The following is a 24,243-nucleotide window of genomic DNA, read 5'->3' as shown; positions in this document are numbered from 1 at the left end:
CGTTTCCTCCTATTCAGTTAAAGCTTCATTCCCATTCGGCTCTTATATCGTTTAATCAGCATCTGGCAGTCGACACTCACGACGCCTTTCAGAGGGTACAGGCGCTTTGTCAAAAATTCCTCCATCTCCTGATCATTTGCGAAAATGCCGTGCATATGCAGTTTGCTCGGCCCTGTCATATGATAGAGGCTTGTCACGGCGGGCTCTCTTTCTAAAGCAACGGCAACAGCCTCTAAATATTGGGGTTCGACTTCAACATTGAAAAACACCGATACATGAATTCCAACTTTGACTGGATTGATGACGGCTGTGAATTTTTCAATGATGCCTTCTTCAATCAAGTTGTTGATCCGCGTTTGTACGGCAACTCTTGAAAGTCCCACGCGCTTTCCTAAATCCGTATAAGAGATTCTTCCTTCCTCATGCAAGATCGAAAGGATTTTTTTATCCGTTTCATCAAGAATTAAATTTGGCATATGGTAGTCGAGGCTCACAAATGTCCCTTCCTTTCTGTTTGGTCATGATCATACGAAATTGCTTGTCAATCACGTTATAAATGAACATTTTGTAAATTGTATCATAATACGGATTTCGATATGAATCATTTTAACGTTTTTTTAATACTTATTGAAAAAGGGTTGTTAGTTTTTCTTCCCTGAAAGTAGCGCCTCCTTAAACGGGCCACTATACTTCAAAGACAAATGGATGCTTGAAAGAAAGGAAGAGAGCTATGGAGAAACTGAAGATCGGTTCGAAACAAATGGTTGTCAGTCCTCATTATCTCGCTTCGCTTGCAGGGAACAGCATCATGGAGAAGGGAGGAAACGCGTTTGACGCGGCTGTGGCAGTAAGCGCGTGCCTTGCTGTTGTCTATCCACATATGACAGGACTCGGAGGGGATGCTTTTTGGCTGATGTATCACAAAGGAAGCGGTGAGATCAAAGGATACAATGGCAGCGGGCGGTCGGGGCGGAAAGCGGACCGGAATCAGTATAAAGGAGAGCGTGCCATTCCGGTCAGGGGCATGAGCAGTGCGATTACCGTGCCGGGGATGGCGGACAGCTGGGCCGAAATACTGGCGGCATACGGCCGTTTATCGCTTCGGGAGGTGCTGAAGCCGGCGATCATGTATGCAGAAAAGGGTTTCCCGGTCTCGCCGGATCAATGTCAAAACACGGTGAAAAACGCTGAGTGGCTTTCCGGTATGCCGACCACTGCAGATATTTATCTTCCGGGAGGAAACCCGCCCACTCCAGGTGAGCGCTTTGTGCAAAAAGAGCTCGCGCGCACTTTGGAGATGATCGCTGAGAAAGGAAGAGACGCCTTTTATAAAGGGGAAATTGCCCAAGCTTCAGCAGCCTATCTGCAAAACAACGGAGGCATCTTGACCCTGGAAGATTTCGAGCGGCATCAAGGGGAATGGGTATCTCCGCTTTCCTCTACATACAGAGGATATGCGATCTATCAAATGCCTCCGAATTCACAAGGATTTACCGGTCTTATGGCATTGAATATTTTGGAAAACTACGACTTTGGCATGATCGAGCACGGCTCTTTCGAATATTATCACCTGCTCATCGAAGCATTGAAATTAAGTATTTCCGACAGCAATAAAGTATTGACTGACCCGGCATTTTCCCAAATACCGCTGGAGCGCCTGCTTGACAAAGGGTATGCGCGGGAGCTGGCCGCAAAAATCGGACTGTCGGCTCTTCAGGCGGAGAGCCGGCCGCTCGGCAGTGATACGGCTTATGCTGCAGCAGTAGATGAAGACGGGAATGCTGTTTCGTTTATCCAAAGTTTGTATTTCGAATTCGGCTCAGGTGTGACAGCTGGAGATACCGGCGTCATTTTGCAGAACAGAGGGTCGTTTTTCTCGCTTGATCCTGACCATGTCAATACACTGGAGCCGGGAAAAAGAACTTTTCATACGCTGATGCCCGCCATGGCGTTCAAAGGCGGCAAGCCGAAATTTCTTTACGGAACGCAGGGGGGAGAAGGACAGCCGCAGACGCAGACGGCTCTTATCACGAGAATGATAGATTACGGAATGGATCCGCAAACAGCCGTTCATGAACCGAGATGGCTGTGGGGCAGAACATGGGGAGAACGAGTGGAAGGTGTAAGAATAGAAAGCAGAGTGGCGCCCGAAGTGATTGAAAAACTGCGTAAGCATGGGCATCATGTAACCGTTGTCGGCGACTTTGACGGTGTGATGGGTCATGCCGGCATTATCGAGATTGATGATCGAGGTTTCCTGAGAGGAGGAAGCGATCCGAGAAGCGATGGAGCGGCAATCGGCAGTTAACTCCGTTTTCAAAACGCGCAAACGTCAATATGAGAAAAAAACCCGTGAACAAGGAGGATTTGTCCGCGGGTTTTTTTCTATCCGGCTATGAGTATTGATCCGAGATTTCGATGAAATGTTTAAGCGCCGGATTGCGGTTGTCTTTTCGATGTGCGGTAATCCATTCTGCGCGAAGGGGAAAGTCTTCGATTTCTTTGTATACAACATCGAGGTTAAATAATCGTTTAGCCGCTGTAGGCACAACGGCGATTCCCATTCCGGCTGTCACGAGGCCGATCACCATTTGGTATTCTGTAGCTTCCTGGGCGATGTTGGGGATAAACCCGGCTTTTTCACACAAGAAATTAAATTCCGTGTATAAAGAGGGCCACGCTTCTTTGGCAATGACGATCAGCGATTCGTCTTCAAGATCTTTCAAATGTACCCGGGGTTTTTCTGACAGCGGGTGGTGTTTCGGAAGTGCAAGGACACAGTGGCTTTTCTTCACTGTGTATGACTTTAGCTCGTCGTTTCCCAACGGGGGATGCAGCACTCCGATGTCAATGTGTCCGTTTAGCAGTGCATTGACCTGATTGGGGGTTGAAAGCTCCCGAAGATCAATCTGGACGGACGGGTACCGGTTTCGGTATTCCCTGATGATGGGAGGCATGATCTCGTATGTGGCGGAGCCGACAAAGCCGATCACGAGTCTGCCCAGCTCCCCGCGGGCCGTCCGCTGAGCCATGTCGACGGCTTGATCAATCTGGGAAAGTCCTTCCTTGATTTGTTTTAAAAAGACCCCGCCTGCCGCCGTCAGCCTGACGGCTCTTTTTGACCTCTTCAGCAAGGTGACGCCTATTTCACTTTCTAGCTGTTTAATCTGCTGGCTGAGCGGAGGCTGAGTCATGTTCAGCCGAAGAGCTGCTTTTCCGAAATGCAGTTCTTCGGCAACAACCATAAAATAACGAAGATGGCGCAGCTCCATTATTCACTCATTCCTTTCTGAATGCGATTTCAGTCGTTTTACATATTAATTGTAAGACAAAGAAGTATTGGAAAACAATTTCCACAAGATGTATATTTAATAATACAATAATTTTATTAAAAATTCATTGTAAACGAATGAAAATGGAGGAGTGAGGGCTTTGAAAAATGTAGCCGCTAAAAATGAAACTCTTACTGTAAGAGGAGCAGAGCTTGTGGTGGATAGTCTCATTCAGCAAGGTGTCACTCATGTTTTCGGTATTCCGGGAGCGAAAATCGATGCGGTGTATGACGTATTGAAAGACAAGGGGCCTGAACTGATTGTTTGTCGTCACGAGCAGAATGCAGCATTTATGGCGGCGGCAGTCGGACGATTGACTGGAAAGCCCGGTGTTTGCCTGGTGACTTCGGGTCCGGGAGCGTCTAATTTAGCGACCGGTCTTGTAACAGCCAATACAGAAGGAGATCCGGTTGTTGCCCTGGCGGGTGCTGTAAAAAGAGCGGATCGTCTCAAAAGAACTCATCAATCGATGGATAATGCGGCGTTGTTTCAGCCGATTACAAAATATAGCGCAGAAGTGGAAGATGCGAACAACATCCCTGAGGCGGTAACCAATGCATTCAGAGCGGCAGCTTCCGGACAGGCCGGGGCAGCGTTTCTCAGCTTTCCGCAGGACGTTACGGCCGGTCCGGCAACTGCCAAGCCGGTGAAAACCATGCCGGCGCCGAAGCTCGGCGCGGCTCCGGATGAACTAATCAGCGCGGCTATCGCCAAAATACACAATGCGAACCTTCCCGTCGTGCTTGTAGGGATGAAAGGCGGAAGACCTGAAGCGGTTGAAGCGGTCCGCCGTCTGCTGAGAAAAGTGAAACTGCCGTTCGTTGAAACATACCAAGCAGCGGGTACGCTGTCTCACGATTTGGAAGACCAGTACTTCGGCCGGATCGGATTATTCCGCAATCAGCCCGGAGATATTTTGTTGGAAAAAGCGGATCTCGTTTTGACGGTCGGCTATGATCCGATTGAATACGACCCCGTCTTTTGGAACGGAAAAGGCGAGCGCAGTGTGATTCATCTTGATGAAATACAAGCCGATATCGATCATGACTATCAGCCTGAAATTGAGCTGATCGGCGATATCGCAGAGACATTAAACCATATTGAACATGATTCTTTGCCGGTTTCCATCGATGAATCATTTGCACCTGTGCTTGATTATTTGAAGAAAGCGCTGGAGGAGCAAAGCGAGCCCCCTAAAGAAACAAAAACGGATCTTGTTCATCCGTTGCAAATCGTTCGCGATTTGCGTGAATTGCTGAGTGATGACATCACAGTGACTTGTGACATCGGCTCCCATGCGATTTGGATGTCGAGATATTTCCGCACATACCGTCCGTATGGACTGCTGACTTCAAACGGCATGCAGACGCTGGGCGTTGCTTTGCCGTGGGCGATCGCAGCAACACTGGTCAATCCGGGACAGAAAGTCGTGTCTGTTTCCGGGGACGGAGGCTTCCTGTTCTCCGCGATGGAGCTTGAGACAGCGGTCAGATTGAAAGCGCCGATCGTTCACATTGTCTGGAATGACAGCACATACGATATGGTTGCGTTCCAGCAGGAGATGAAATACAAGCGGACGTCCGGAGTCGACTTCGGCGGAATCGATATTGTAAAATATGCTGAAAGCTTTGGAGCAAAAGGTTTAAGGGTCAATTCGCCTGACGAATTGGCAGAGGTGCTTAAAGCTGGTCTTGATGCAGAGGGTCCGGTTGTCATTGATATTCCGGTTGATTACAGCGACAACGTTCATTTGGCTGATCAGCGTTTTCCAAAAAACTTTGAGGAACATTTTAGTAAACAAGCCTCTAAGCAATCTTGATCACAGCAAGTCCAGTCATAACAAACAAAATCAAGGGAGTGAAACGAGGAAAATGAAAAGTGCAAGCAAACAAAAAGTGGTTCAGCCCGTTGACAAGAACCTTGACCAGGTCTTTCAGGTCTCAACGATGATATCGTTATTGGACGGAATTTATGACGGGGATTTTTACATGTCTGAAGCAAAGGATCACGGAGACTTTGGAATCGGAACGTTCAATCGGCTCGACGGTGAGCTGATCGGTTTTGACGGTGAGTTTTACCGTCTTCGTTCCGATGGCAAAGCCTATCCTGTTCAAGGAAGCGATTGTTCTCCGTTTTGCTCGCTCGCTTTCTTCCGACCAGATATTTATCACGAAATCAAGCAGCGGATGCCGCTTAAGGCGTTCGAGGAAGAAATGAAACGGATCATGCCGAGTGAAAACCTGTTTTACGCGATCCGCATGGACGGAATCTTTAAGAAAGTCAAAACGAGAACGGTTGAACTGCAGGAAAAACCGTACGTGCCGATGGTCGATGCGGTAAAATCGCAGCCGATCTTTGATTTTAATGATATTAAAGGGACGATCGTCGGCTTTTGGACGCCGCAATATGCCAACGGAATCGCAGTTTCCGGCTTCCATCTTCACTTTATTGATGAAGACCGCAATGTCGGCGGACACGTTTTCGATTATGAAATCGAAGAATGCACGGTACAAATTTCTCAAAAACTTAATATGAATCTCAGATTGCCGAATACGCAAGATTTCTTTAAAGCGGATCTCAATAAACATGATCTTGCAGCCGGAATTGAAGCGGCCGAAGGCAATCCCGAGTAAATGAAAAAGCCCCCTCTTTAAAAAGGGGGCTTTTTCTTCTTTAAAAATTCGGTTGCGAAAAAGTCCGGAATCCGGCGGGCCGTTTAGCTTATGCTTTCATTCCGGCAATCAAAACCGCTTTCAGACAAAAAGACACCGGATGCCCGTTTTCATCGTGGACGATGTTAAACATGTCACGGCAAGACTGGGACGGTTCTGACAAATGGGCGTGGATGGCTGCCTTTCTTTGTTCAGGCACGGCGCCTCTTCGAAGCCAGCTCTCGTAATCGATCGGAAGATTCCATCTCTCCAGGACGGCAAAATCGAGTCCGTTCTCTTCAAACAGCTTCTGCCATTCGTTCTCTGAATATTCCCTTACGTGTGACGGGTCTCTCAATTGATTGAGCCGATTTATAAATCGGTCTAAAGCTTCGTCCTCCGGCGCACAATGATCGATGAGGAGAAAGGAGCCGCCTTTTTTCAAGACGCGCGCTATTTCCTGGATGGACCGGCTGATCTCCGGAAAATGGTGGGCTGCATACCGGCATGTGACAATATCAAAAGACTCGCTTGCAAAATCCAATTGTGCTGCATCGCCTTGAAGAAAAACCACATTTTCAGCATTTTTCTGTTCGGCAAATTGAGCGGCGGTTTGAACCATTTTTTCTGTAATATCGATTCCTGTGCAATGTTTGACAAAAGGCGAAAAGGCAATGGCCGTATGTCCCGCTCCGGTTCCGATATCAAGCAGGGTTTCACCACCGGTCAGAATTCGGCAGCTGACCATGGCATCAAGATCTTTTCCCGATGAGAACAGCGGCTCATCGCGATATTGCTCCGGGTTTTTTGAAAATTGCCGTTGCGCGCTAGTTTTCATTTGTATCATCCTCCTATCGGCTATGTATTTATATTAGGGGAGTCGACAGCCATCAGTCTAAGATATAAAATGTATGAAAATGATAGGCGGAAACTATGGGGGTGCGGGTATTGGATATGAGGCTTTTTGAATACGCGGCAGAGATTTTCAAAAAAGGCAGTTTTACAAAGGCAGCTGCCAGCCTGCATATCGCTCAGCCTTCACTGAGCCAGCAAATAAAAAAGCTGGAAAGCGAGCTTGGCTTTCCGCTGTTTTACAGAAACAGAGAGGGGGTCTCGCCGACTCCTCAAGGGATGCGCTTCATCCGAAAAGCACAGGATATTTTGCGGTCAAGAGATGAACTGCTGTGTGAAATGCGCGATCAGCTCGAGGAAATGGGGACGGAATTATCGATCGGCGTTCCCGCTGTCACGGGAGGATATCTTCTTCCGCCGCTCCTGAAAGCCTTTCTGAAAAAGCATCTGAACGTACAGGTTCAGCTGATAGAAGATTCGCCGGCGGCATTGGAAAACATGACGGAAAACGGAGCGGTGGATCTGTCGATTCTCCCTTTGCCGATTGAAAATGACAGGCTCACGATCCGGCCGATACTGACCGAGCCGCTTTTTTTGGCGATTCCAAATGAAAGGGAGAGCTGGATGACCGGCCAATTGCCGAAGCTCATCGATTCGGTCCGGTCGAATCCCGAAAATTCCCCTCTTGCTTTGAAAACTGTCGAGGATGTGCCGTTTATTTTATTAAAAGAAGGCTACGGCTTCCGTAGAATGGTACTCGATTTATGTGCGGAGGAAGGGTTTCAACCGAAAGTGACCTTCAAAACAAGCAGCATTGAAACCGCCCAATCTCTCGTTGAACACGGAATGGGGGTCACGGTCGTGCCCCGGATGGTCATGCGAAAAGAGTCTGACAGAATCGTCTATGTTCCTTTACAATCCGATCCGTCCCGGACGCTTGTGTTTGCTTATTCGGAAACATGCTATTTGAGCCGGGCGGCAAAAGCGTTTATGGAGATGGCCAAAAAAAAACAGACCTCCATGTATGAAGAGGTCTGATTTTGTCGTTACTTTTTCGTTTCCAGTTTGAGCGGTGCGGGTATCGTTTTTTCAACTTTTTTACCGTTCAAAATATCGCGGGCCGCTTGTACGGCGAGCTTGCCGATCAATTCAGGCTGCTGGGCAATCGTGGCCGACATGTCTCCGGCCTGAACCGCCTTAACCGCATCTTCATTGCCGTCGAAGCCGACGACAAGAATCTCTTTCCCTGAGCTTCTGATCGCTTCAATCGCGCCGAGCGCCATTTCGTCATTATGGGCGAAAACCGCTTGAATATCAGGATTTCCTTGAAGAAGGTTCTCCATGACGTTCAACCCTTTTGTCCGGTCAAAGTCGGCTGTTTGCTTGGCGATCACATTCAGCTTGTCGTCAGCGGTCTTATGAAACCCTGAGCCCCGTTCCCTTGTTGCCGATGCGCCGGGGACGCCTTCAAGTTCAGCCACTTTTGCGCCTTTGCCGAGTTGCTGTACGATAAAGTCTGCTGCCATTTGCCCGCCTTTTACGTTATCTGAAGCGACGAGCGTTTCTACTTTTCCGTTTTCGGCGGAGCGGTCAAGGGTGACGACCGGGATGCCAAGCGAATTGGCCGATTGGACTGCCGTTGAGATGGCGGAGGAGTCGGCCGGATTGATCAATAAAGCGTCAACGCCTTGCTGCAGAAGATCTTCGACATCATTCGTCTGCTTTGCTGAATCATCCTGTGCATCGACGACAATCACTTCAATCCCTTGTTTTTTGGCTTCTTTGACAACTCCGTTTTTTAATGAAACGAAAAACGGGTTTTTCAAAGTCGAGACAGATAAACCGATTTTGATATCCGTTCCTTTTTCTTTATTTGGCTTTGCCCATTCCGGCGGCTCCAGCGAGCAGGCGGACAGAAACAGAAGCGCCAATGCGGTGAAAACCGTTAATGTTTTTTTCATCAGTATAGCCCTCCTTAAGCGGATTTCTTGCGGTCCAGCAGGACTGCGATCAAAATGACGACACCTTTGACGACCATTTGGAAAAAGGAAGAGACGCCAAGCAGGTTCAAGCCGTTGTTCAACGTTCCGATGATCAGAACGCCGATGAGTGTGCCGGCAATTCGTCCTCTTCCTCCGGCAAGGCTTGTACCGCCTAATACAACCGCGGCAATGGCGTCGAGTTCGTAGGAAGTGCCTGCCGTCGGCTGGGCTGAGTTTAGCCGTGACGTCAAGATGGCTCCAGCCAACGCGGATAATAGGCCGGCAAGAGAATAAATCATCATTTTGACGCGTGGAACTTTAATGCCCGAAATCAGGGCCGCTTTTTCATTTCCGCCGATTGCATACGTGCGGCGGCCGAAAGGTGTTTTGTGAAGGATCACCCAGAGGATGATAAAGGCGGCCGCCATAGTTATGGCAGGGACGGGGATGCCTAAAAAGTAGCCGCGTCCGAAAAGCTGGAAGCCGTAGTGATTGCCGAGCCCTGTAATCGGATTGCCGTCTGTGTAAACCATCGTCAATCCGCGGAAAATCGTCATTGTCGCAAGTGTTGCGATGAACGGGGCCATTTTGCCCTTCGTGATTAACAGCCCGTTGACCAAGCCGAGCAGGGCTCCGATTAGGCAGCCGATGATGACGGCAAAAACAGGATCGATGCCGCCGGCGATCATGCCGGCGATCAATGCGCTCGACAGCGCCAAAATCGCTCCGACGGAAAGGTCGATGCCGCCGGTCAAAATGACAAAGGTCATGCCGAACGCGATCAGCGCATTAATAGCGACTTGTCTTAACAAGTTTAAAATATTTAACGGTTCTAAAAAGCTCGGGTTTAATACTGATACGATGACGACGAGAATAATCAGGCCGAGAAACGGACCGAGCTTTTGCATTACAGAATCGACATTAAGGCTTTTTTTCACAGCCGGTTGAGTTTTCATGTTACCGCCCTCCTGTAGCGAGTGTCATAATTCGTTCTTGCGTGGCATCATTTCTTGATAGCTCACCGCTTAGCGTTCCTTCATGGATCACAAGGACGCGGTCGCTCATCCCGAGAATCTCGGGCAGCTCTGAAGAGACCATGACGATCGCGACGCCGCGGTCTGTCAGCTCGTTCATCAGCTGATAAATCTCCCTTTTCGCGCCGACATCGACGCCTCGCGTCGGCTCATCCAAAATCAGCACTTTAGGACCGATTCCGATCCATTTGGCGATGACCACTTTTTGCTGGTTCCCTCCTGAAAGGTTTCGCGCGTGGGTTTCCGGCGATTCCGTTTTGATCGTCAGCCGCTTGATCAGAAGGTCGACAAATTCCTGCTCGCTTTTTTTGTCGATCCATCCTTTCGGTGAAAAGCTGGCGAGATTCGGAAGGGCGATATTTTCCCTGATGGACGTGTCGAGCACAAGTCCTTCATCCTTGCGGTTCTCAGTAATAAAACCGATTCCTTTTTGAACGGCATCGCTCGGTTTTTTGAGCGTCGCTTTTTTGCCTTCGATGAAAATGTCTCCCGAATCAAGCGGATCGAGCCCGAAAACCGCCCTCATCAGCTCGGTGCGCCCTGCACCCATCAGTCCTGAAATCCCGACGATTTCACCGGAGCGGACGGTAAAACTGATATTTTGGAAGACGCCTTTTTTGGATGCCTGCTTGACTTCGAGAACGACGCGTCCCGGATTTGGCTGTCTTTCAGGATAGCGTTCGGTCAGCTCCCGTCCGACCATCTTTTTCACCACTTCATGAAAGTCGGTGTCGGGAATCCGTTTCGTGTCGACTGTTTTTCCGTCGCGCATCACCGTGATCCGGTCGCAAATCGTGAAGATTTCTTCCATGCGGTGGGATATATAGACGATGGAGACGCCGTTTTTCTTTAATGCTCTAATGACGCCGAACAGTTTTTCAATTTCTCTTTCTGTCAACGCTGCCGTCGGTTCATCCATGATGATCACTTTCGCGTCTGTCATAAGGGCTTTTGCGATTTCGATCATTTGCTGCTGTCCGACAGAACAGTCTCCGGCTTCTTTTTCAAGAGAAATCGAGACTCCAAGTCTTTCAAGCTGCTCTTTTGCTAGCGCTTTCATTTTCTTGTTATTTAAAAATCCAAGTTTGGTAGAAAGCTCTCTGCCGATAAACAAATTTTCCAAAACGGTCATTTCAGGCCAAATGTTCAGCTCCTGATGGATAAAGGCGATGCCGTTCTGTTCGGCTTTTTTTGGATCTGAAAAATACATTTCTTTTCCGTCGATCTCGATCGTTCCGCTGTCCAGCCTGTGAAGTCCAGTCAACAGATTCATGAGTGTCGACTTTCCGGCGCCGTTTTCTCCCATTAAAGCGTGGACTTCACCTTCCTGAAGTTCGAAAGTAACGCCGGACAGCACCTGGTTTTGGCCAAAAGCTTTATAAATGTCCTTCATTTTAATATGCATGGGCTATCCCTTCTTTCCAGATGTAGAATGTAAACATCTAAAAGATCACTCCCGCGTGCAAGATGCAATTTGCATAAGGTGTTGCTTCCCCTGTGCGAATGACCGCTTTTGCATGGCTCGTCGCTTTTTTGAATGCTTCGTGGGGAATATAGTCAATTTTTTGGTTTGAAAATTCCGCTTTTAAAAACGCGGCTTGATCGGGATTGACGCTTTCTATTTCTTCGGCTGCCGTCACTTTTTCGACGGCCATTTCATCAGCGATGAGCTTTGTGACCTCTTGAAATCCGGGCGTACCCAATGTCAGTGCAAGATCGATTTTGGGGACGCCGGGAGGAACGGGCAGGCCGGCATCCGCGATGACGACGGTGTCGGTATGCCCGAGATCGGCCAGTAATTTTGCGATATGGCTGTTTAAAATCCCGTGTTTTTTCATGACAATTCACGCTCCACTTCATCGCGTTTCGGCATGCCGCCTTGCGCGCCGAATTTCAAAACCGAGAGGGAAGCCGCCCGGTTCGCAAAGCGCAAGGCAGATTCGATGCTTTGTCCTTCGGAAAGCGCAACGGCCAACCCCGCATTGAAGGTGTCTCCGGCTCCCGTCGTATCAATCGCATTGACAGGGAATGAAGGAACGACCCTTTCTTCTAGACCATTGTGATAGCGGACCCCGTTTTTTCCTTCTGTGATGAACAGCTTCTCCGGATAGCGCTTTAACGCTTCATCCCGGGACATGCCCTGAAACAGTACCGAAGCTTCATGCTCGTTTGGTGTGATGTAGGCCGCATGTTCGACCGTTTCCGGGCAAAGCGGACGGGCTGGTGCCGGATTCAGCAGGAGAGGAATGCCGAGTGAGCTGCACAGTCCGCTGACATAATCGACGGTTTCTTCCGGAATCTCCTGCTGAATCAGAACGATGTCTGCCTGTTTAATCGCAGGCAGCGCTTTTTGAACGTATTCAGGTGTGACATGGTCATTTGCCCCTTTGACGACGATAATACTGTTGTCGCCGTCTGCGAGAACGATATGTGCGGTGCCGCTTTCCTGATCTGTAACCGGTTCCACATAGTCTGTCAAAACACCGTTCGCTTGAAAATTGTCGAGGATGGCTTTTCCGTAATGATCATCGCCGACGCAGCCGATCATATGGACCTCTGCACCAAGCCGGGCCGCAGCGACTGCCTGGTTGGCGCCCTTTCCGCCCGGAACCGTTTTAAAAGATTCGCCAAGCACCGTTTCTCCGGCAGCCGGCCGCTTGGGCGATGTCACGACTAAATCCATCGAAGAGCTGCCAATCACGCATATTTTACTCATTGTCATTCCGCCTTTCTTGTCGTTTGTCTTTCAATAAAGGCAACCGGCATCTGCACTGCCGATTGTTCAATATATTCATTTTTCATTAATTTCAGCAGCAGTTTTGCCGCTTCTTTTCCCATTTCATAGGCGGGCTGCCTGATCGTTGATAAAGAGGGGAAAAGCAATTCGCTTTGCGGAATGTCATCAAAGCCGATAATCTGCAGTTCGTCGGGAACTTTGATCTTCCGTTTTAAGGCTTCATGCAAAACGGCTGTCGCCACAATATCATTGCTTGCGATTACGCCGTCTGTTTCCGGATAGGTGGCAAACAGCTCCGCTGCCCGTTTTTGAGCTTCCGGAAATGAAAATGTCTCGGTTTTCATAACATGAAAATCGATATCGGCCCCGCTTAGCATCTCCAGCGCTCCGTTGAAACGGTCTCTTGCAGTCTGAAGGTGGGCCGGTCCTTTAATCAGCGTAATTCGTTTCGCGTTTCTCCTGACCATTTCAGCCGCTGCGATTCTGCCGCCTTCGCGGCTGTCCGCGAATACAGCCGGCGCATTCTCGCCCGTCCGGTCAAGGAAGACGATCGGCATGGACAAGTCTTGATAATTTGGCGCATCCGGATAATTGGTCGCTGAAATGACTCCGACCACATGATTTTGTTTAAACGTCTGCAAATAATCAAGCTCTTTTTCCAAATTTTCATCGCTGTTTCCGAAGATGAGCCGAAAGCCGAGGCGGTGGATTTCATCTTCAACGCCGCGCGCAAGCTGAGGAAAGAACGGGTTTGTGATATCCGGCAGGAGCAGTCCGATCAGTCTGGACTCCCTTTTATAGAGAGACCTGGCTACTTCATTCGGGTGGTAATTCAGTTCTTCCATCGCTTTTAACACGCGTGTCCTCGTGTCTTCATGGACGTATCCCGTCTCATTTAATACCCGGGAAACCGTAGCGACAGATACTTTTGCAGCAAGTGCGACGTCTTTAATCGTAGCCAAAAAGACTTCTCCTTTCCATTTGTGTAACCGTTTACATAAAGATTATCATGATCCTTTTAAAATCTCAATAAAAAAAGGTCCGGCACTGAAATTTTTAGCCGGGTTGGGATATAGAGACATATACAGTTGTGTTGAATAGAAAATAACCTTCATTCGGCATAAATTGGCGAATACAGTAACAATGAGAATAGTAAGAAAAATTAAAAATGTTAAAGTTTGATGAATTATCGTTGAAAAAAATTAATGGCTTTTTAAATCTTAGGATTTTAACCTAAAATCTGAAGAAACAAGGTGAATCGAACGGCTCACAAAAAATTTGGATTTGTTAATGAATCCCGCTTTATGCTAATAAAGATTTTCATTTTTTAATAGGTAATCTGATTGTCATAGGACGTATTTGTTTTGAAGAGGGCATATTGGTGACTTTTTAACCTGTTGGAAAAGAGCGAAAATACAAAAATAAAAGGGATATCCCGTTTGATAGCCCATTTCTAGGGGATTTCATCCGGGGGAAAAAGAGACCCTGAATTCATCCTTCAATCTTTCATCAGAAATAGGGAGAAAAGTACAAAAATCATAATGTCGAATTTTGAAAGCGTATACTTAAAACGCTGACAAAAAACTGATAGGAATTAAGAACTTTCGATTGCCAAAAATATCAATAAAAAGATAGGCATTATTAACTCGGACGAGGTGATCTTTGTCACGGAAAATTTCGTCGTCTTCTGTTACATAATGCCGATTGTGATTTCATAGTGAACCTATATACTGATGAATGAATTTACATATCAGATTCCAAGAAGGAGATGTAGACAAACAATGTGGGTAATGCTATTAGCCTGTGTAATCGTTGTTGGGATCGGCATTTATGAAAAAAGGCGCCACCAGCAAAACATCGATGCGCTGCCTGTCCGAGTGAACATCAACGGGATACGCGGAAAGTCCACGGTGACAAGATTAACAACAGGGATATTAATCGAGGCAGGCTACAAAACAGTAGGAAAAACAACCGGGACAGACGCAAGGATGATTTATTGGGACACACCGGAAGAGAAACCGATCAAAAGGAAACCTCAAGGTCCGAATATCGGAGAACAGAAAGAGGTTATGAAAGAAACGGTGGAAAGAGGGGCCAATGCGATTGTCAGTGAGTGTATGGCCGTTAACCCTGATTACCAAATCATCTTTCAGGAAGAATTGCTTCAGGCTAATATCGGCGTGATCGTGAACGTGCTGGAAGATCACATGGATGTGATGGGACCGACTTTGGATGAAATTGCAGAAGCTTTTACAGCAACCATTCCTTATAATGGACATTTAGTTATCACTGATAGTGAGTATACCGATTTCTTTAAGCAGATTGCAAAAGAAAGGAATACAAAAGTCATCGTCGCAGACAATTCTAAAATAACAGATGAATACCTCAGACAGTTTGAGTACATGGTATTCCCTGATAATGCGTCTCTTGCGCTCGGTGTGGCTCAAGCGTTGGGCATTGACGAAGAAACCGCTTTTAAAGGCATGCTGAATGCGCCGCCTGATCCGGGAGCCATGAGAATTCTGCCGCTGATGAACGCCAAAAATCCCGGACATTTCGTCAACGGTTTTGCGGCCAATGACGCAGCTTCCACTTTAAACATATGGAAGCGTGTAAAAGAAATAGGCTATCCTACGGATCAGCCGATCGTCATTATGAACTGCCGCGCCGACAGGGTAGACAGAACACAGCAGTTTGCGGATGATGTCCTTCCTTATATTGAAGCAAGTGAACTTGTGCTGATTGGAGAAACAACAGAGCCGATCGTCAAAGCATATGAAGCAGGCAAAATTCCTGCGGACAAGCTGTTTGATTTTGAGCACAAATCAACGGAAGAAATCATGTTCATGCTGAAAAACAAGCTTGAGGGCCGCGTCATTTACGGAGTCGGAAATATCCACGGAGCAGCGGAGCCTCTCATTGAAAAAATACAAGATTACAAGATTAAGCAGCTCGTTAGCTAGGAGGAAGAAAACACAATGTTTGGATCAGATTTATATATCGCCCTCATTTTAGGAGTCTTACTCAGTTTGATTTTTGCAGAGAAAACGGGAATTGTACCAGCCGGCCTCGTCGTACCGGGTTATTTGGGACTTGTGTTCAATCAGCCGATTTTCATGTTACTCGTTCTTTTTGTCAGTTTGCTGACGTATGTCATCGTGAAATTCGGACTTTCCAAAATTATGATTCTATACGGACGCAGAAAATTCGCAGCGATGTTGATAACGGGAATTCTTTTGAAAATCGGTTTTGATTTTATATATCCGGTGATGCCGTTTGAGATTGCCGAATTCAGGGGAATCGGAATTATTGTGCCGGGGCTGATCGCGAATACCATTCAAAGACAGGGATTAACGATTACGCTTGGAAGTACGCTTTTATTGAGCGGAGCAACATTCGTCATTATGTATGCTTACTATCTAATCTAAAGTTAGGTGTGTCAAATCGATGAAAAAACAACTGAACTTTCAGGAAAAACTGCTGAAGCTGACGAAGCAGGAGAAAAAGAAAACAAACAAGCACGTCTTTATCGTATTGCCCGTTATTTTCTGTTTAATGTTTGTCTTTACTTGGGTCGGAAGCGCCAAAACTCCTTCGCAAATGGACAAAAAAGAAGATGCCAAGCTTACAGCTACTTTTGTGGGCGATATCATGATGGGAAGAAACGTAGAAAAAGTGACAAACTTGCACGGTTCGGAAAGTGTCTTCAAAAATGTGAAGCCATACTTTAATGTGTCAGATTTTATCACAGGAAACTTTGAAAACCCTGTAACAAATGCAAAGGACTATCAAGAGGCAGAAAAGAACATCCATCTGCAAACGAATCAAGAATCAGTCGAAACATTGAAAAAGCTGAACTTCAGCGTACTGAACTTTGCCAACAACCATGCGATGGACTACGGGGAAGACGGTTTGAAGGATACACTGAATAAATTCTTAAATGAGGACTTGGAGCTTGTCGGAGCAGGGAATAATCTCAAAGACGCGAAACAGCACGTATCCTATCAGGATGTGAACGGTGTTAAAATCGCAACGCTCGGTTTTACAGACGTCTACACGAAGAACTTTACAGCCAAAAAGAACAGAGGCGGAGTGCTGCCGCTCAGCCCGAAAATCTTTATTCCAATGATCGCGGAAGCATCCAAAAAGGCGGATCTTGTCCTTGTTCATGTGCACTGGGGACAAGAATATGACAATGAACCGAACGACAGACAGAAGGATCTGGCCAAAGCGATTGCGGATGCCGGAGCAGATGTCATCATCGGCGCTCACCCCCATGTTCTCGAACCGATTGAAGTGTATAACGGCACTGTGATTTTCTACAGCCTCGGTAACTTTGTGTTTGATCAGGGCTGGTCAAGAACACGGGACAGCGCGCTTGTACAATACCATTTAATGAATGACGGCAAAGGGCGCTTTGAGGTAACACCTCTCAACATTCGTGAAGCAACGCCGACGCCTTTAGGCAAAAGCGATTTCTTAAAACGAAAAGCGATCTTCCGTCAATTGACAAAAGGAACAAACCTTGACTGGAAAGAAGAGAACGGAAAATTGACGTTTGAAGTCGATCATGCGGACAAACTGAAAAATAACAAAAACGGAGTGGTGAACAAATGAAATTTGTCAGAGCCATTTGGCCGTTCGTAGGTTTAGTGTTGATCATTGCATTCATGTCTGCTTTCAAGTATTCTGATGAATTGTCAAACGATGAAAAAGCTAAAATCTCAACGGAAATCCAAAAAGTGAATCAGCAGGATCAAACAACGGAAAACCAACAATAACAGTGCAGAAAAGAGAGTGCCGCCGGCACTCTCTTTTTGCGTGTGCTGATTCCGGTTATAAAAGACCTGTGAAAAGCGGCTGGGAAACACGACAATTTTCTTAATCGGTCAGTGTATAAAGTTTTATAGAAAATCAGGAGAATATATACATGGTTTTGGGGTTCGTGTTTATTGTATTCTTTTGAAGGGAATAAAAACTGACAAATTTCGACTAAGCTTCAAACATGCATCACCTGACCAATTCGGAATGGGAACTGCAACTCATGTTCATGACCTCTTTAGAATATTTCCCTTCATCCATTTAATCCGCGCTTAGGTGAAAAAGCTGATCATGCTGTGCTGCGCGTTTCTTCTCGTATGACGCTGCTGTACACGCAAAAAAAGTCCTTCAAATATCTCAATTGAATGACGATGAAAGAGGAAAGAAGAGGAGGAACAGAACAATTGATAAAAAAAGCGGCAAACAAAAAGTTGGTTTTGTTTTGTGGAATTGCGGTGTTTTTGATGTCTTTATTTTTAACGAATCACAATGACGTATACGCCGATACGATCGGCGAGAAAATAGCAGAAACCGCCAGACATCTTGAGGGTGCGAAATACAGCTACGGCGGAGAGAAGCCGAAAACGGGGTTTGACTCGTCAGGCTTTGTACAATATGTGTTTCAATCGCTCGATATTACGCTCCCGAGAACGGTAAAGGAGCAATCGACCCTTGGAAGCAGCGTCAGCCGTCAGCAGCTCGAAAAGGGGGATCTTGTCTTTTTCAAGAATGCCGAGCTGGAATCGGACGGACCGACTCATGTCGCCATCTACATGGGAAATGATCAAATCATCCACAGCACAAAATCAAACGGAGTTGTCGTGACAAAGCTCGAAGGCAGTTCTTACTGGAGCTCGGTGTATCTTAAAGCGAAAAGGATCACAAAAGAGCCTAAGATTTCTATGGACCCGGTCGTTCAAAAAGCGAAGAGCTATGTCGGTGTTCCATATGTATTTGGAGGAAACTCTCCGGATCTCGGGTTTGACTGTTCAGGACTGACCCAATACGTTTTCAGAGAGGTGCTCGGTGTTTATTTGCCAAGATCGGCGGAACAGCAATGGGCGGTCGGTCAAAAGGTGAAGCTTGAAGATATCCGGCCGGGTGATGTTTTGTTTTTCAGCAATACGTACAAACCGGGAATATCCCATAACGCCATCTATGCCGGGGGCGGCCGGTTTATCCATGCGAGCCGTTCAAATAAAGTGACGATCTCTTACTTGTCGGCTTCCTACTGGCAGAAGAAGTTCACAGGAGTCAGACGTTTTGACAACATGTCCCTGCCGAAAAATCCGATTGTATCTGAAGCGATCAGGCATATCGGCGAAGTCGGTTATCAAAAAGGCGGTACATCGCCTAAAGAAGGCTTTGATACGGCGGGTTTTATCCAATATGTCTATAAAACGGCGGCAGGAGTGGAACTTCCGCGGTACGCTGATAAACAATACAGTACAGGTAAGAAAATCACAAAAAAGGAGCTGGAGCCTGGAGACATCGTGTTCTTTAAAGGAACCACTGTTCTGAATCCCGCCATCTATATCGGAAATGGCCAGGTCGTTCTTGTCACCTTGTCTGCCGGTGTGACGACAGCAGATATGGAGACGAGCGCCTATTGGAAAGAGAAATACGCCGGAAGCGTCAGAATTAAGTAGCAGAAAACCGCTCGAGTCATCTTCGAGCGGTTTTCTAATTATTGATATTCATTTTCCAGCAGTTTATTAATGAAATAAGCGACGCCGTTTTCGTCATTGCTTTTCGTGATAAACGTGCTGATATGCTTCAGCTCATCGATTGCATTGCCCATCGCGATCCGATGCCCGGCTTCCTCAAACATTGACAGGTCGTTCGGGCTGTCGCCGATCGCGTAGATGTCTTTTTTCTCGATTCCATAGTGACGGGCCAGCTCTTTTAAAGCGCGGCCTTTGCCGGATTCATCAGGCAGAATCTCGATGATATGTCTTCCGGAAGATGTGAGTCCCAATTTTGGAAAGGCTGCAAGGTCTTCTTTTGCTTTTTTCAGTTTTTCCATATCAAATGAGAAGCACAACAGCTTATAAATATGTTCGTCTCCGTTAAAAACCTCGCGAATGTCGGGGACCGGCTTGATGCCGAATTGTTTAAACTGAGTCAGTGCGCCCTGCCAAAGCGTATCCCTGTCTTCATCAGGGTTGGCGCTTGTGACGATATCGAGCTCTGCTTCAAGCTTCTGCTCTCCGTCATAAGGAGAAAGCAGCGCATCGTCCGTATAAACCTCAAAATAGATTTGATGATCTGTTAAGTATTGAGCGGCCTTTTTTCCCGCTTCCTTGTCCATTAACGTTCTGCTTAGGAGTTTATAGTTGAAATCGTGAACCGTTCCCCCGTTTGCGGCGATAATCGGAATATCCAAATCGTTCAGAAGCGCTTTGACGTCAAATGTGGCCCGTCCCGTGCAAATGGTTACGATGCAGTCTGAGATGAGCGCCTTTTTGATAGCGGCCCGGTTTTCTGCGGATATTTGGCTTTCGGTATTTAAAAGAGTCCCGTCTAAATCGATCGCAATTAACCTCATTATGTAAAGATAACCTCCTGTAAGAGCAGTTTGCCGTTTTTCGGGAGGCGAAAAACAGCTCTCTTCGGCAGTATTCCCTAAAAGGACATGTTATGTAAAAGGCTAAACCTAAATTTAGATTTTTTCAATAGTAAATCTTGAGTTTCATTAAAGAGAAAAAGGATGAATCATCTTCATCCTTTTTCTAATTATACATCCAGCTGTTGTTTTAATTCCTGCTTGATTTCGTTGAGATTTTCCTGGTCAAGCTGGAAATAGTAGACTTTGCCCGGTTGATAATCGCTCCCTTTCACTTGAAGGGTATCGATCGTTTGAATGGACGTCATAAACGGGATAAGTCCGATAGCATCATTCAGCGACAAGTTCATTGATACGTTCTTTCCGACTGTATCAAGGATATCGTCGTAAGCCGGAATGGCAGTAAGCGATTTGGATTTGTTGATAATCGATTTGATGACTTCCATCTGGCGATCGCCGCGCTTCAAATCCGTATCGGCTTTTCTCGTTCTTACATAAGCAAGGGCCTCTTCTCCGTTTAGCGTTTGCTCACCTGTTTGGAGATTGACTTTGCCTTTCGTATCCTTTTTAATCTGCCGGACAATATAGTCTTCTTTGATTGTGATCGGTACACCGCCGAGCTCGTCAACTACTTCTTTGAAAGCTGAAAAATTGGCTTCCATGACGTAATCAACCGGAATGTCGAGCAGGTTTTCGACGGTTTCTGTACTGAGGTCGCGCCCGCCTAATGAGTGGGCATGCGTGATTTTATCAAAGCCGCGTCCAGGGATGTTAACATAGGAATCCCGCGGGATGCTTAATAGTTTCACTGATTTGTTTTTTCTGTTGAACGTGGCGAGAACCATCGCATCGCTTCGTTCTTTGTCCATGCTTTGTCCGGGACGGGCGTCAATCCCCATCAACAGGATGGAGAAGTTATCTTTTTTAGGATTGAACTCTTTAATCCGCTTGACGGACTGTTCTCCTCTGGAAAGGGTGACTTGCGCATCTTTGGAGGCGTTCGCCACTTTGTAGTACGCATAGCCGCCTGCGGCTGCTGTCGCCGTCAGGATTAAAGCAATGAAAAACAATGAGTATTTCACCCATTTTCTTAGTCTCTTTTTCTTCGTTCGTTGCGATCGTAGCATGTATAAGCTCCTCTTTTATTTATATTAAAACGTACAATTGTTGAATAAGTCTAAATTTTAATAAAAAAATGGTTTCCCAATCTTGGATTTTACAAGATATTTGCTGTTTTGCATATGGGGATTCTCTGGAAATTCCGCGGGATCTGATCATTTTGCCGCCTTAAATAAGACGATGAAACAGATAAAATGTTTCATATTTTTAAATTCCTTTTAATGGTACTCCGAGTTTCTTAGGTTTGAAGAAAGCGAGACAAGGTTAAAGATTATAAAAGACAAGCCTTGTTAGGAGGATATACTGATGAAGGGAAAAAGATCGAATGCCTGGCTTTATTTTTTTGGAGCCTTGGGCGGTGTGCTCTACGGTTATGATACGGGCGTCATTTCCGGGGCGATTTTATTTATGAAAGATGAGCTTGGGCTCAATGCCTTTACAGAAGGGCTGGTTGTCAGCGCAATTTTAATCGGGGCTATTTTCGGATCGGGTTTGTCCGGCAGGCTGACAGACCGCTTCGGGAGAAGAAGGGCGATTATGTCAGCGGCTGTGCTGTATTGCATTGGGGGGATCGGAACGGCCCTGGCGCCAAGCACGGAATATATGGTGGTTTTCAGGATCGTGCTCGGCCTTGCGGTTGGCTGTTCAACGACCATTGTTCCTTTGTACCTTTCAGAGCTTGCGCCGAAGGAATCTAGGGGCGCGCTTTCTTCATTAAATCAGCTGATGATTACGATCGGGATTCTGGTCTCTTATTTGATCAATTATGCATTTAGTGATGCAGGTGCATGGCGCTGGATGCTGGGCTTGGCTCTTATTCCGTCAATCGGCCTTTTAATCGGTATCTTTTTCATGCCGGAAAGCCCGCGCTGGCTCTTAACAAAAGGAAAAGAAGAGAAAGCGCGACGGGTTTTGTCCAAGATGAGGGGAGGAAAGCAGGTCGATCAGGAAATCAAAGAAATTAAGGAAGCGGAAAAGCAGGAGCAGGGGGGCTTGAAAGAGCTGCTGGAACCGTGGGTGCGCCCGGCGTTAATCGCAGGGGTCGGACTGGCGTTTCTCCAGCAATTTATTGGAACCAACACGATTATTTACTATGCCCCAAAAACGTTTACGAATGTCGGATTTGAAGATTCGGCGGCCATTTTGGGGACAGTCGGCATCGGTATGATCAATGTTCTGATGACGCTTGTGGCGATCCGCTTTATTGACAGGATTGGCCGGAAGCCGCTTTTATTATTTGGAAATGCCGGCATGGTCATCAGTTTAATCGTGCTTTCTTTCACCAATATCTTTTTTGGCAATACGACTGGTGCGGCATGGACGACTGTCATCTGTTTAGGTGTATTCATTGTCGTATTTGCCGTCAGCTGGGGACCGATCGTCTGGGTGGTGCTGCCTGAGCTGTTCCCCCTTCATGTCAGAGGGGTGGGAACCGGAGTATCGACTTTAATGCTTCATGCAGGGAACTTAATTGTGACATTAAGTTTTCCGGTCCTCATGGAAGCGATGGGCATCAGTTACCTGTTCCTGTGCTATGCGGCCATCGGAATCGCGGCCTTCCTGTTCGTTTTCTTTAAAGTAACAGAAACAAAAGGCAAAAGCCTTGAAGAAATCGAGCAGGATTTACGGGACAGGCACGGCGGAATCACGGGAACTGACACGTAGCCGGTTGAACGATAGGCAAAAGGATGGGCATGGCCCCATCCTTTTTTGTGTGAGGAGGCCAGCCAAGCCAATCATGGCTGATCTCTGTTTTCTCCGTCTTCTGGCTGCGAATCGTCATGGCGCGGCAGATTACCCGTTCTGATCGCCCGAAACACGAGAAAGAAAATAACGAAAACAACCAGCCCTCCGACTAGTATTTGCAGCAGCATCCCAACACCTCCGTTTTCTTCTATGTATGAATCATGACCGCTCTGCATGACGGTTAATGAAACGTTTGTTTAAAAAACTGAATAAGAACCCGGGTTTATCTCACACTAAAGTCAACTGAACGATAATGGGAGTGTGACGATTTGAAAGCTGTAACGTTTCAAGGGCCTCAGCATGTTAAAGTCAGCCAGGTGGAGGACGCCAAAATAGAAAGAAGCGATGATATCGTTGTCAGAATTACTTCTACGGCGATTTGCGGATCAGACCTCCATCTTTATCAAGGGAATTTTCCTCTTCCGAAAGGCTTCCAGCTCGGCCATGAACCGATGGGAATTGTAGAAGAAACAGGACCTGATGTAACAAAAGTGAAAAAAGGGGACCGGGTCGTCATCCCGTTTACCGTTGCATGCGGACATTGCTTTTATTGCGAAAACAAGCTGGAAAGCCAGTGTGATAATGCCAATCCCCATTATGATTCAGGCGGATATTTCGGCTACTCGGAAAAGTTCGGAAACCACCCTGGCGGACAGGCCGAATATTTAAAAGTGCCGTTTGGCAACTTCACGCCGTTTGTCATCCCTGAATCATGCGAGATGGAGGACGAGTCGCTCCTGTTTTTATCAGATGTCCTGCCAACCGCGTATTGGAGCGTGCTTCACGCTGGCGTTAAAAAGGGAGACACCGTCATTGTTCTCGGCTGCGGACCGGTCGGATTAATGGCGCAGAAGTTTGCCTGGATGGAAGGGGCGAAGCGGGTCATTGCAGTAGACTACTTGGACTACCGCCTAAGGCAGGCTGAAGCGTTAAACCGCGTCGAAGTATTTGACTTTACAAAATATCCTGACATGGGCGAGCATTTAAAGGAGATTACAAAAGGCGGGGCGGATGTCGTGATCGACTGCGTGGGGATGGACGGCAAAAAATCTCCGCTTGAGTATCTGGAGCAAAAACTGAAGCTTCAGGGCGGCACGCTCGGACCGATTCAAATTTCTACAAAGGCGGTCAGAAAGTGCGGGACCGTACAGATTACAGGGGTATATGGAAGCAATTATAATATGTTTCCGCTCGGCGCGTTCTTTTCCAGAAATATTACACTAAAAATGGGGCAGGCCCCGGTTATCCATTTGATGCCTGAGATTTACAAGAAGATTGAAGAGAATCAATTTGATCCGAAGGAAATCATTACGCATCAGCTTCCGCTTGAAGAAGCCGGCCGCGCTTACCAATTGTTCAACGGCCATGAAGATGATTGCATTAAAGTGATTTTGAAGCCATAG

General features: G+C 46.9%; 23 protein-coding genes. 11 read left to right on the top strand and 12 right to left on the bottom strand.

From position 1 onward, the window contains the following. Positions 1 to 17: 17 nt before the first annotated feature. Positions 18 to 476: a chromate efflux transcriptional regulator ChrS gene (locus tag CP943_RS19840; protein ID WP_206761243.1), complete on the bottom strand. Its 459-nt coding sequence runs from the start codon at positions 474 to 476 to the stop codon at positions 18 to 20. A gap of 254 nt (positions 477 to 730) precedes the next feature. On the opposite strand from CP943_RS19840, the gene ggt reads away from it, so the two are divergent. Beyond that, positions 731 to 2,308, top strand: a complete 1,578-nt coding sequence (gene ggt, locus CP943_RS19835; protein WP_105981264.1) for a gamma-glutamyltransferase — start codon at positions 731 to 733, stop codon at positions 2,306 to 2,308. A gap of 85 nt (positions 2,309 to 2,393) precedes the next feature. On the opposite strand, the gene alsR is transcribed toward ggt, so the two are convergent. Next, positions 2,394 to 3,272 (bottom strand): acetoin biosynthesis transcriptional regulator AlsR, encoded by an 879-nt coding sequence (gene alsR / locus CP943_RS19830; protein ID WP_023857148.1) that lies wholly within the window; start codon positions 3,270 to 3,272, stop codon positions 2,394 to 2,396. Positions 3,273 to 3,432: 160 nt separating this feature from the next. Here alsR and alsS point away from each other — a divergent pair, with 160 nt between their 5' ends. Together alsS and budA are read left to right on the top strand one after the other, a co-directional pair. Continuing rightward, complete coding sequence (alsS, locus tag CP943_RS19825; protein ID WP_023857149.1) at positions 3,433 to 5,151, top strand: acetolactate synthase AlsS; 1,719 nt, start codon at positions 3,433 to 3,435, stop codon at positions 5,149 to 5,151. A 52-nt stretch (positions 5,152 to 5,203) separates the two neighbouring features. After that, positions 5,204 to 5,965: an acetolactate decarboxylase gene (budA, locus tag CP943_RS19820; RefSeq protein WP_023857150.1), complete on the top strand. Its 762-nt coding sequence runs from the start codon at positions 5,204 to 5,206 to the stop codon at positions 5,963 to 5,965. A gap of 88 nt (positions 5,966 to 6,053) precedes the next feature. On the opposite strand, the gene CP943_RS19815 is transcribed toward budA, so the two are convergent. Then, positions 6,054 to 6,821, bottom strand: coding sequence for a class I SAM-dependent methyltransferase (locus tag CP943_RS19815; RefSeq protein ID WP_095291491.1), 768 nt, complete (start codon positions 6,819 to 6,821; stop codon positions 6,054 to 6,056). A 110-nt stretch (positions 6,822 to 6,931) separates the two neighbouring features. Between CP943_RS19815 and CP943_RS19810 the strand changes: the two genes are divergently transcribed. Continuing rightward, positions 6,932 to 7,873 carry a LysR family transcriptional regulator gene (locus tag CP943_RS19810; protein ID WP_026580207.1) on the top strand — a complete coding sequence of 314 codons (942 nt, stop codon included), beginning with the start codon at positions 6,932 to 6,934 and terminating at the stop codon, positions 7,871 to 7,873. 8 nt (positions 7,874 to 7,881) lie between these two features. On the opposite strand, the gene rbsB is transcribed toward CP943_RS19810, so the two are convergent. Genes rbsB through CP943_RS19780 form a run of 6 tightly spaced genes read right to left on the bottom strand, consistent with a single transcriptional unit; the run spans position 7,882 to position 13,550 of the window. Further along, positions 7,882 to 8,796, bottom strand: a complete 915-nt coding sequence (gene rbsB / locus CP943_RS19805; RefSeq protein ID WP_020453176.1) for a ribose ABC transporter substrate-binding protein RbsB — start codon at positions 8,794 to 8,796, stop codon at positions 7,882 to 7,884. A gap of 14 nt (positions 8,797 to 8,810) precedes the next feature. Beyond that, positions 8,811 to 9,773 carry a ribose ABC transporter permease RbsC gene (gene rbsC / locus CP943_RS19800; protein ID WP_020453175.1) on the bottom strand — a complete coding sequence of 321 codons (963 nt, stop codon included), beginning with the start codon at positions 9,771 to 9,773 and terminating at the stop codon, positions 8,811 to 8,813. Position 9,774: 1 nt separating this feature from the next. Then, the gene (locus CP943_RS19795) at positions 9,775 to 11,256 is read right to left on the bottom strand and encodes a sugar ABC transporter ATP-binding protein (protein ID WP_023857153.1); all 1,482 of its coding nucleotides are present in this window, start codon (positions 11,254 to 11,256) and stop codon (positions 9,775 to 9,777) included. A gap of 37 nt (positions 11,257 to 11,293) precedes the next feature. Continuing rightward, the gene (gene rbsD / locus CP943_RS19790) at positions 11,294 to 11,689 is read right to left on the bottom strand and encodes a D-ribose pyranase (RefSeq protein WP_023857154.1); all 396 of its coding nucleotides are present in this window, start codon (positions 11,687 to 11,689) and stop codon (positions 11,294 to 11,296) included. After that, the gene (rbsK, locus tag CP943_RS19785; protein WP_023857155.1) at positions 11,686 to 12,567 is read right to left on the bottom strand and encodes a ribokinase; all 882 of its coding nucleotides are present in this window, start codon (positions 12,565 to 12,567) and stop codon (positions 11,686 to 11,688) included. The genes rbsD and rbsK overlap by 4 nt, the downstream gene beginning before the upstream one ends. Before the next feature lie 2 nt (positions 12,568 to 12,569). Further along, positions 12,570 to 13,550, bottom strand: coding sequence for a LacI family DNA-binding transcriptional regulator (locus CP943_RS19780; protein ID WP_023857156.1), 981 nt, complete (start codon positions 13,548 to 13,550; stop codon positions 12,570 to 12,572). An 819-nt stretch (positions 13,551 to 14,369) separates the two neighbouring features. Between CP943_RS19780 and pgsB the strand changes: the two genes are divergently transcribed. The 5 genes from pgsB (at position 14,370) to CP943_RS19760 (ending at position 19,058) form a co-directional block, all read left to right on the top strand. Next, positions 14,370 to 15,551 (top strand): poly-gamma-glutamate synthase PgsB, encoded by a 1,182-nt coding sequence (gene pgsB, locus CP943_RS19775; protein ID WP_023857157.1) that lies wholly within the window; start codon positions 14,370 to 14,372, stop codon positions 15,549 to 15,551. A gap of 15 nt (positions 15,552 to 15,566) precedes the next feature. After that, positions 15,567 to 16,016, top strand: coding sequence for a poly-gamma-glutamate biosynthesis protein PgsC (gene pgsC, locus CP943_RS19770; RefSeq protein WP_003185831.1), 450 nt, complete (start codon positions 15,567 to 15,569; stop codon positions 16,014 to 16,016). 19 nt (positions 16,017 to 16,035) lie between these two features. Further along, positions 16,036 to 17,205, top strand: a complete 1,170-nt coding sequence (locus CP943_RS19765) for a CapA family protein (protein WP_105981262.1) — start codon at positions 16,036 to 16,038, stop codon at positions 17,203 to 17,205. Next, positions 17,202 to 17,369 carry a hypothetical protein gene (locus tag CP943_RS22535; protein WP_023857159.1) on the top strand — a complete coding sequence of 56 codons (168 nt, stop codon included), beginning with the start codon at positions 17,202 to 17,204 and terminating at the stop codon, positions 17,367 to 17,369. Before CP943_RS19765 ends, CP943_RS22535 begins: the two co-directional genes overlap by 4 nt. Positions 17,370 to 17,813: 444 nt before the next feature. Then, positions 17,814 to 19,058, top strand: coding sequence for a C40 family peptidase (locus CP943_RS19760; protein ID WP_035337836.1), 1,245 nt, complete (start codon positions 17,814 to 17,816; stop codon positions 19,056 to 19,058). 38 nt (positions 19,059 to 19,096) lie between these two features. Here CP943_RS19760 and CP943_RS19755 read toward each other — a convergent pair whose 3' ends face one another. After that, positions 19,097 to 19,957, bottom strand: coding sequence for a Cof-type HAD-IIB family hydrolase (locus tag CP943_RS19755; protein ID WP_026580205.1), 861 nt, complete (start codon positions 19,955 to 19,957; stop codon positions 19,097 to 19,099). Between the two features lie 188 nt (positions 19,958 to 20,145). Beyond that, positions 20,146 to 21,102, bottom strand: coding sequence for an LCP family protein (locus tag CP943_RS19750; RefSeq protein ID WP_026580204.1), 957 nt, complete (start codon positions 21,100 to 21,102; stop codon positions 20,146 to 20,148). Positions 21,103 to 21,400: 298 nt separating this feature from the next. Between CP943_RS19750 and CP943_RS19745 the strand changes: the two genes are divergently transcribed. Beyond that, positions 21,401 to 22,759 carry a sugar porter family MFS transporter gene (locus CP943_RS19745; protein ID WP_026580203.1) on the top strand — a complete coding sequence of 453 codons (1,359 nt, stop codon included), beginning with the start codon at positions 21,401 to 21,403 and terminating at the stop codon, positions 22,757 to 22,759. 71 nt (positions 22,760 to 22,830) lie between these two features. Here the strand turns inward: CP943_RS19745 and CP943_RS22530 are convergent, their stop codons facing one another. Continuing rightward, entirely contained in the window at positions 22,831 to 22,968 is a 138-nt protein-coding gene (locus CP943_RS22530; protein WP_023857161.1) for a hypothetical protein, read from the bottom strand. 141 nt (positions 22,969 to 23,109) lie between these two features. Between CP943_RS22530 and CP943_RS19740 the strand changes: the two genes are divergently transcribed. Beyond that, complete coding sequence (locus CP943_RS19740) at positions 23,110 to 24,243, top strand: zinc-dependent alcohol dehydrogenase (protein WP_026580202.1); 1,134 nt, start codon at positions 23,110 to 23,112, stop codon at positions 24,241 to 24,243.

It is taken from the genome of Bacillus paralicheniformis, assembly GCF_002993925.1.
Classification (GTDB): domain Bacteria; phylum Bacillota; class Bacilli; order Bacillales; family Bacillaceae; genus Bacillus; species Bacillus paralicheniformis.
This window is presented reverse-complemented; position numbering and strand designations above follow the sequence as displayed.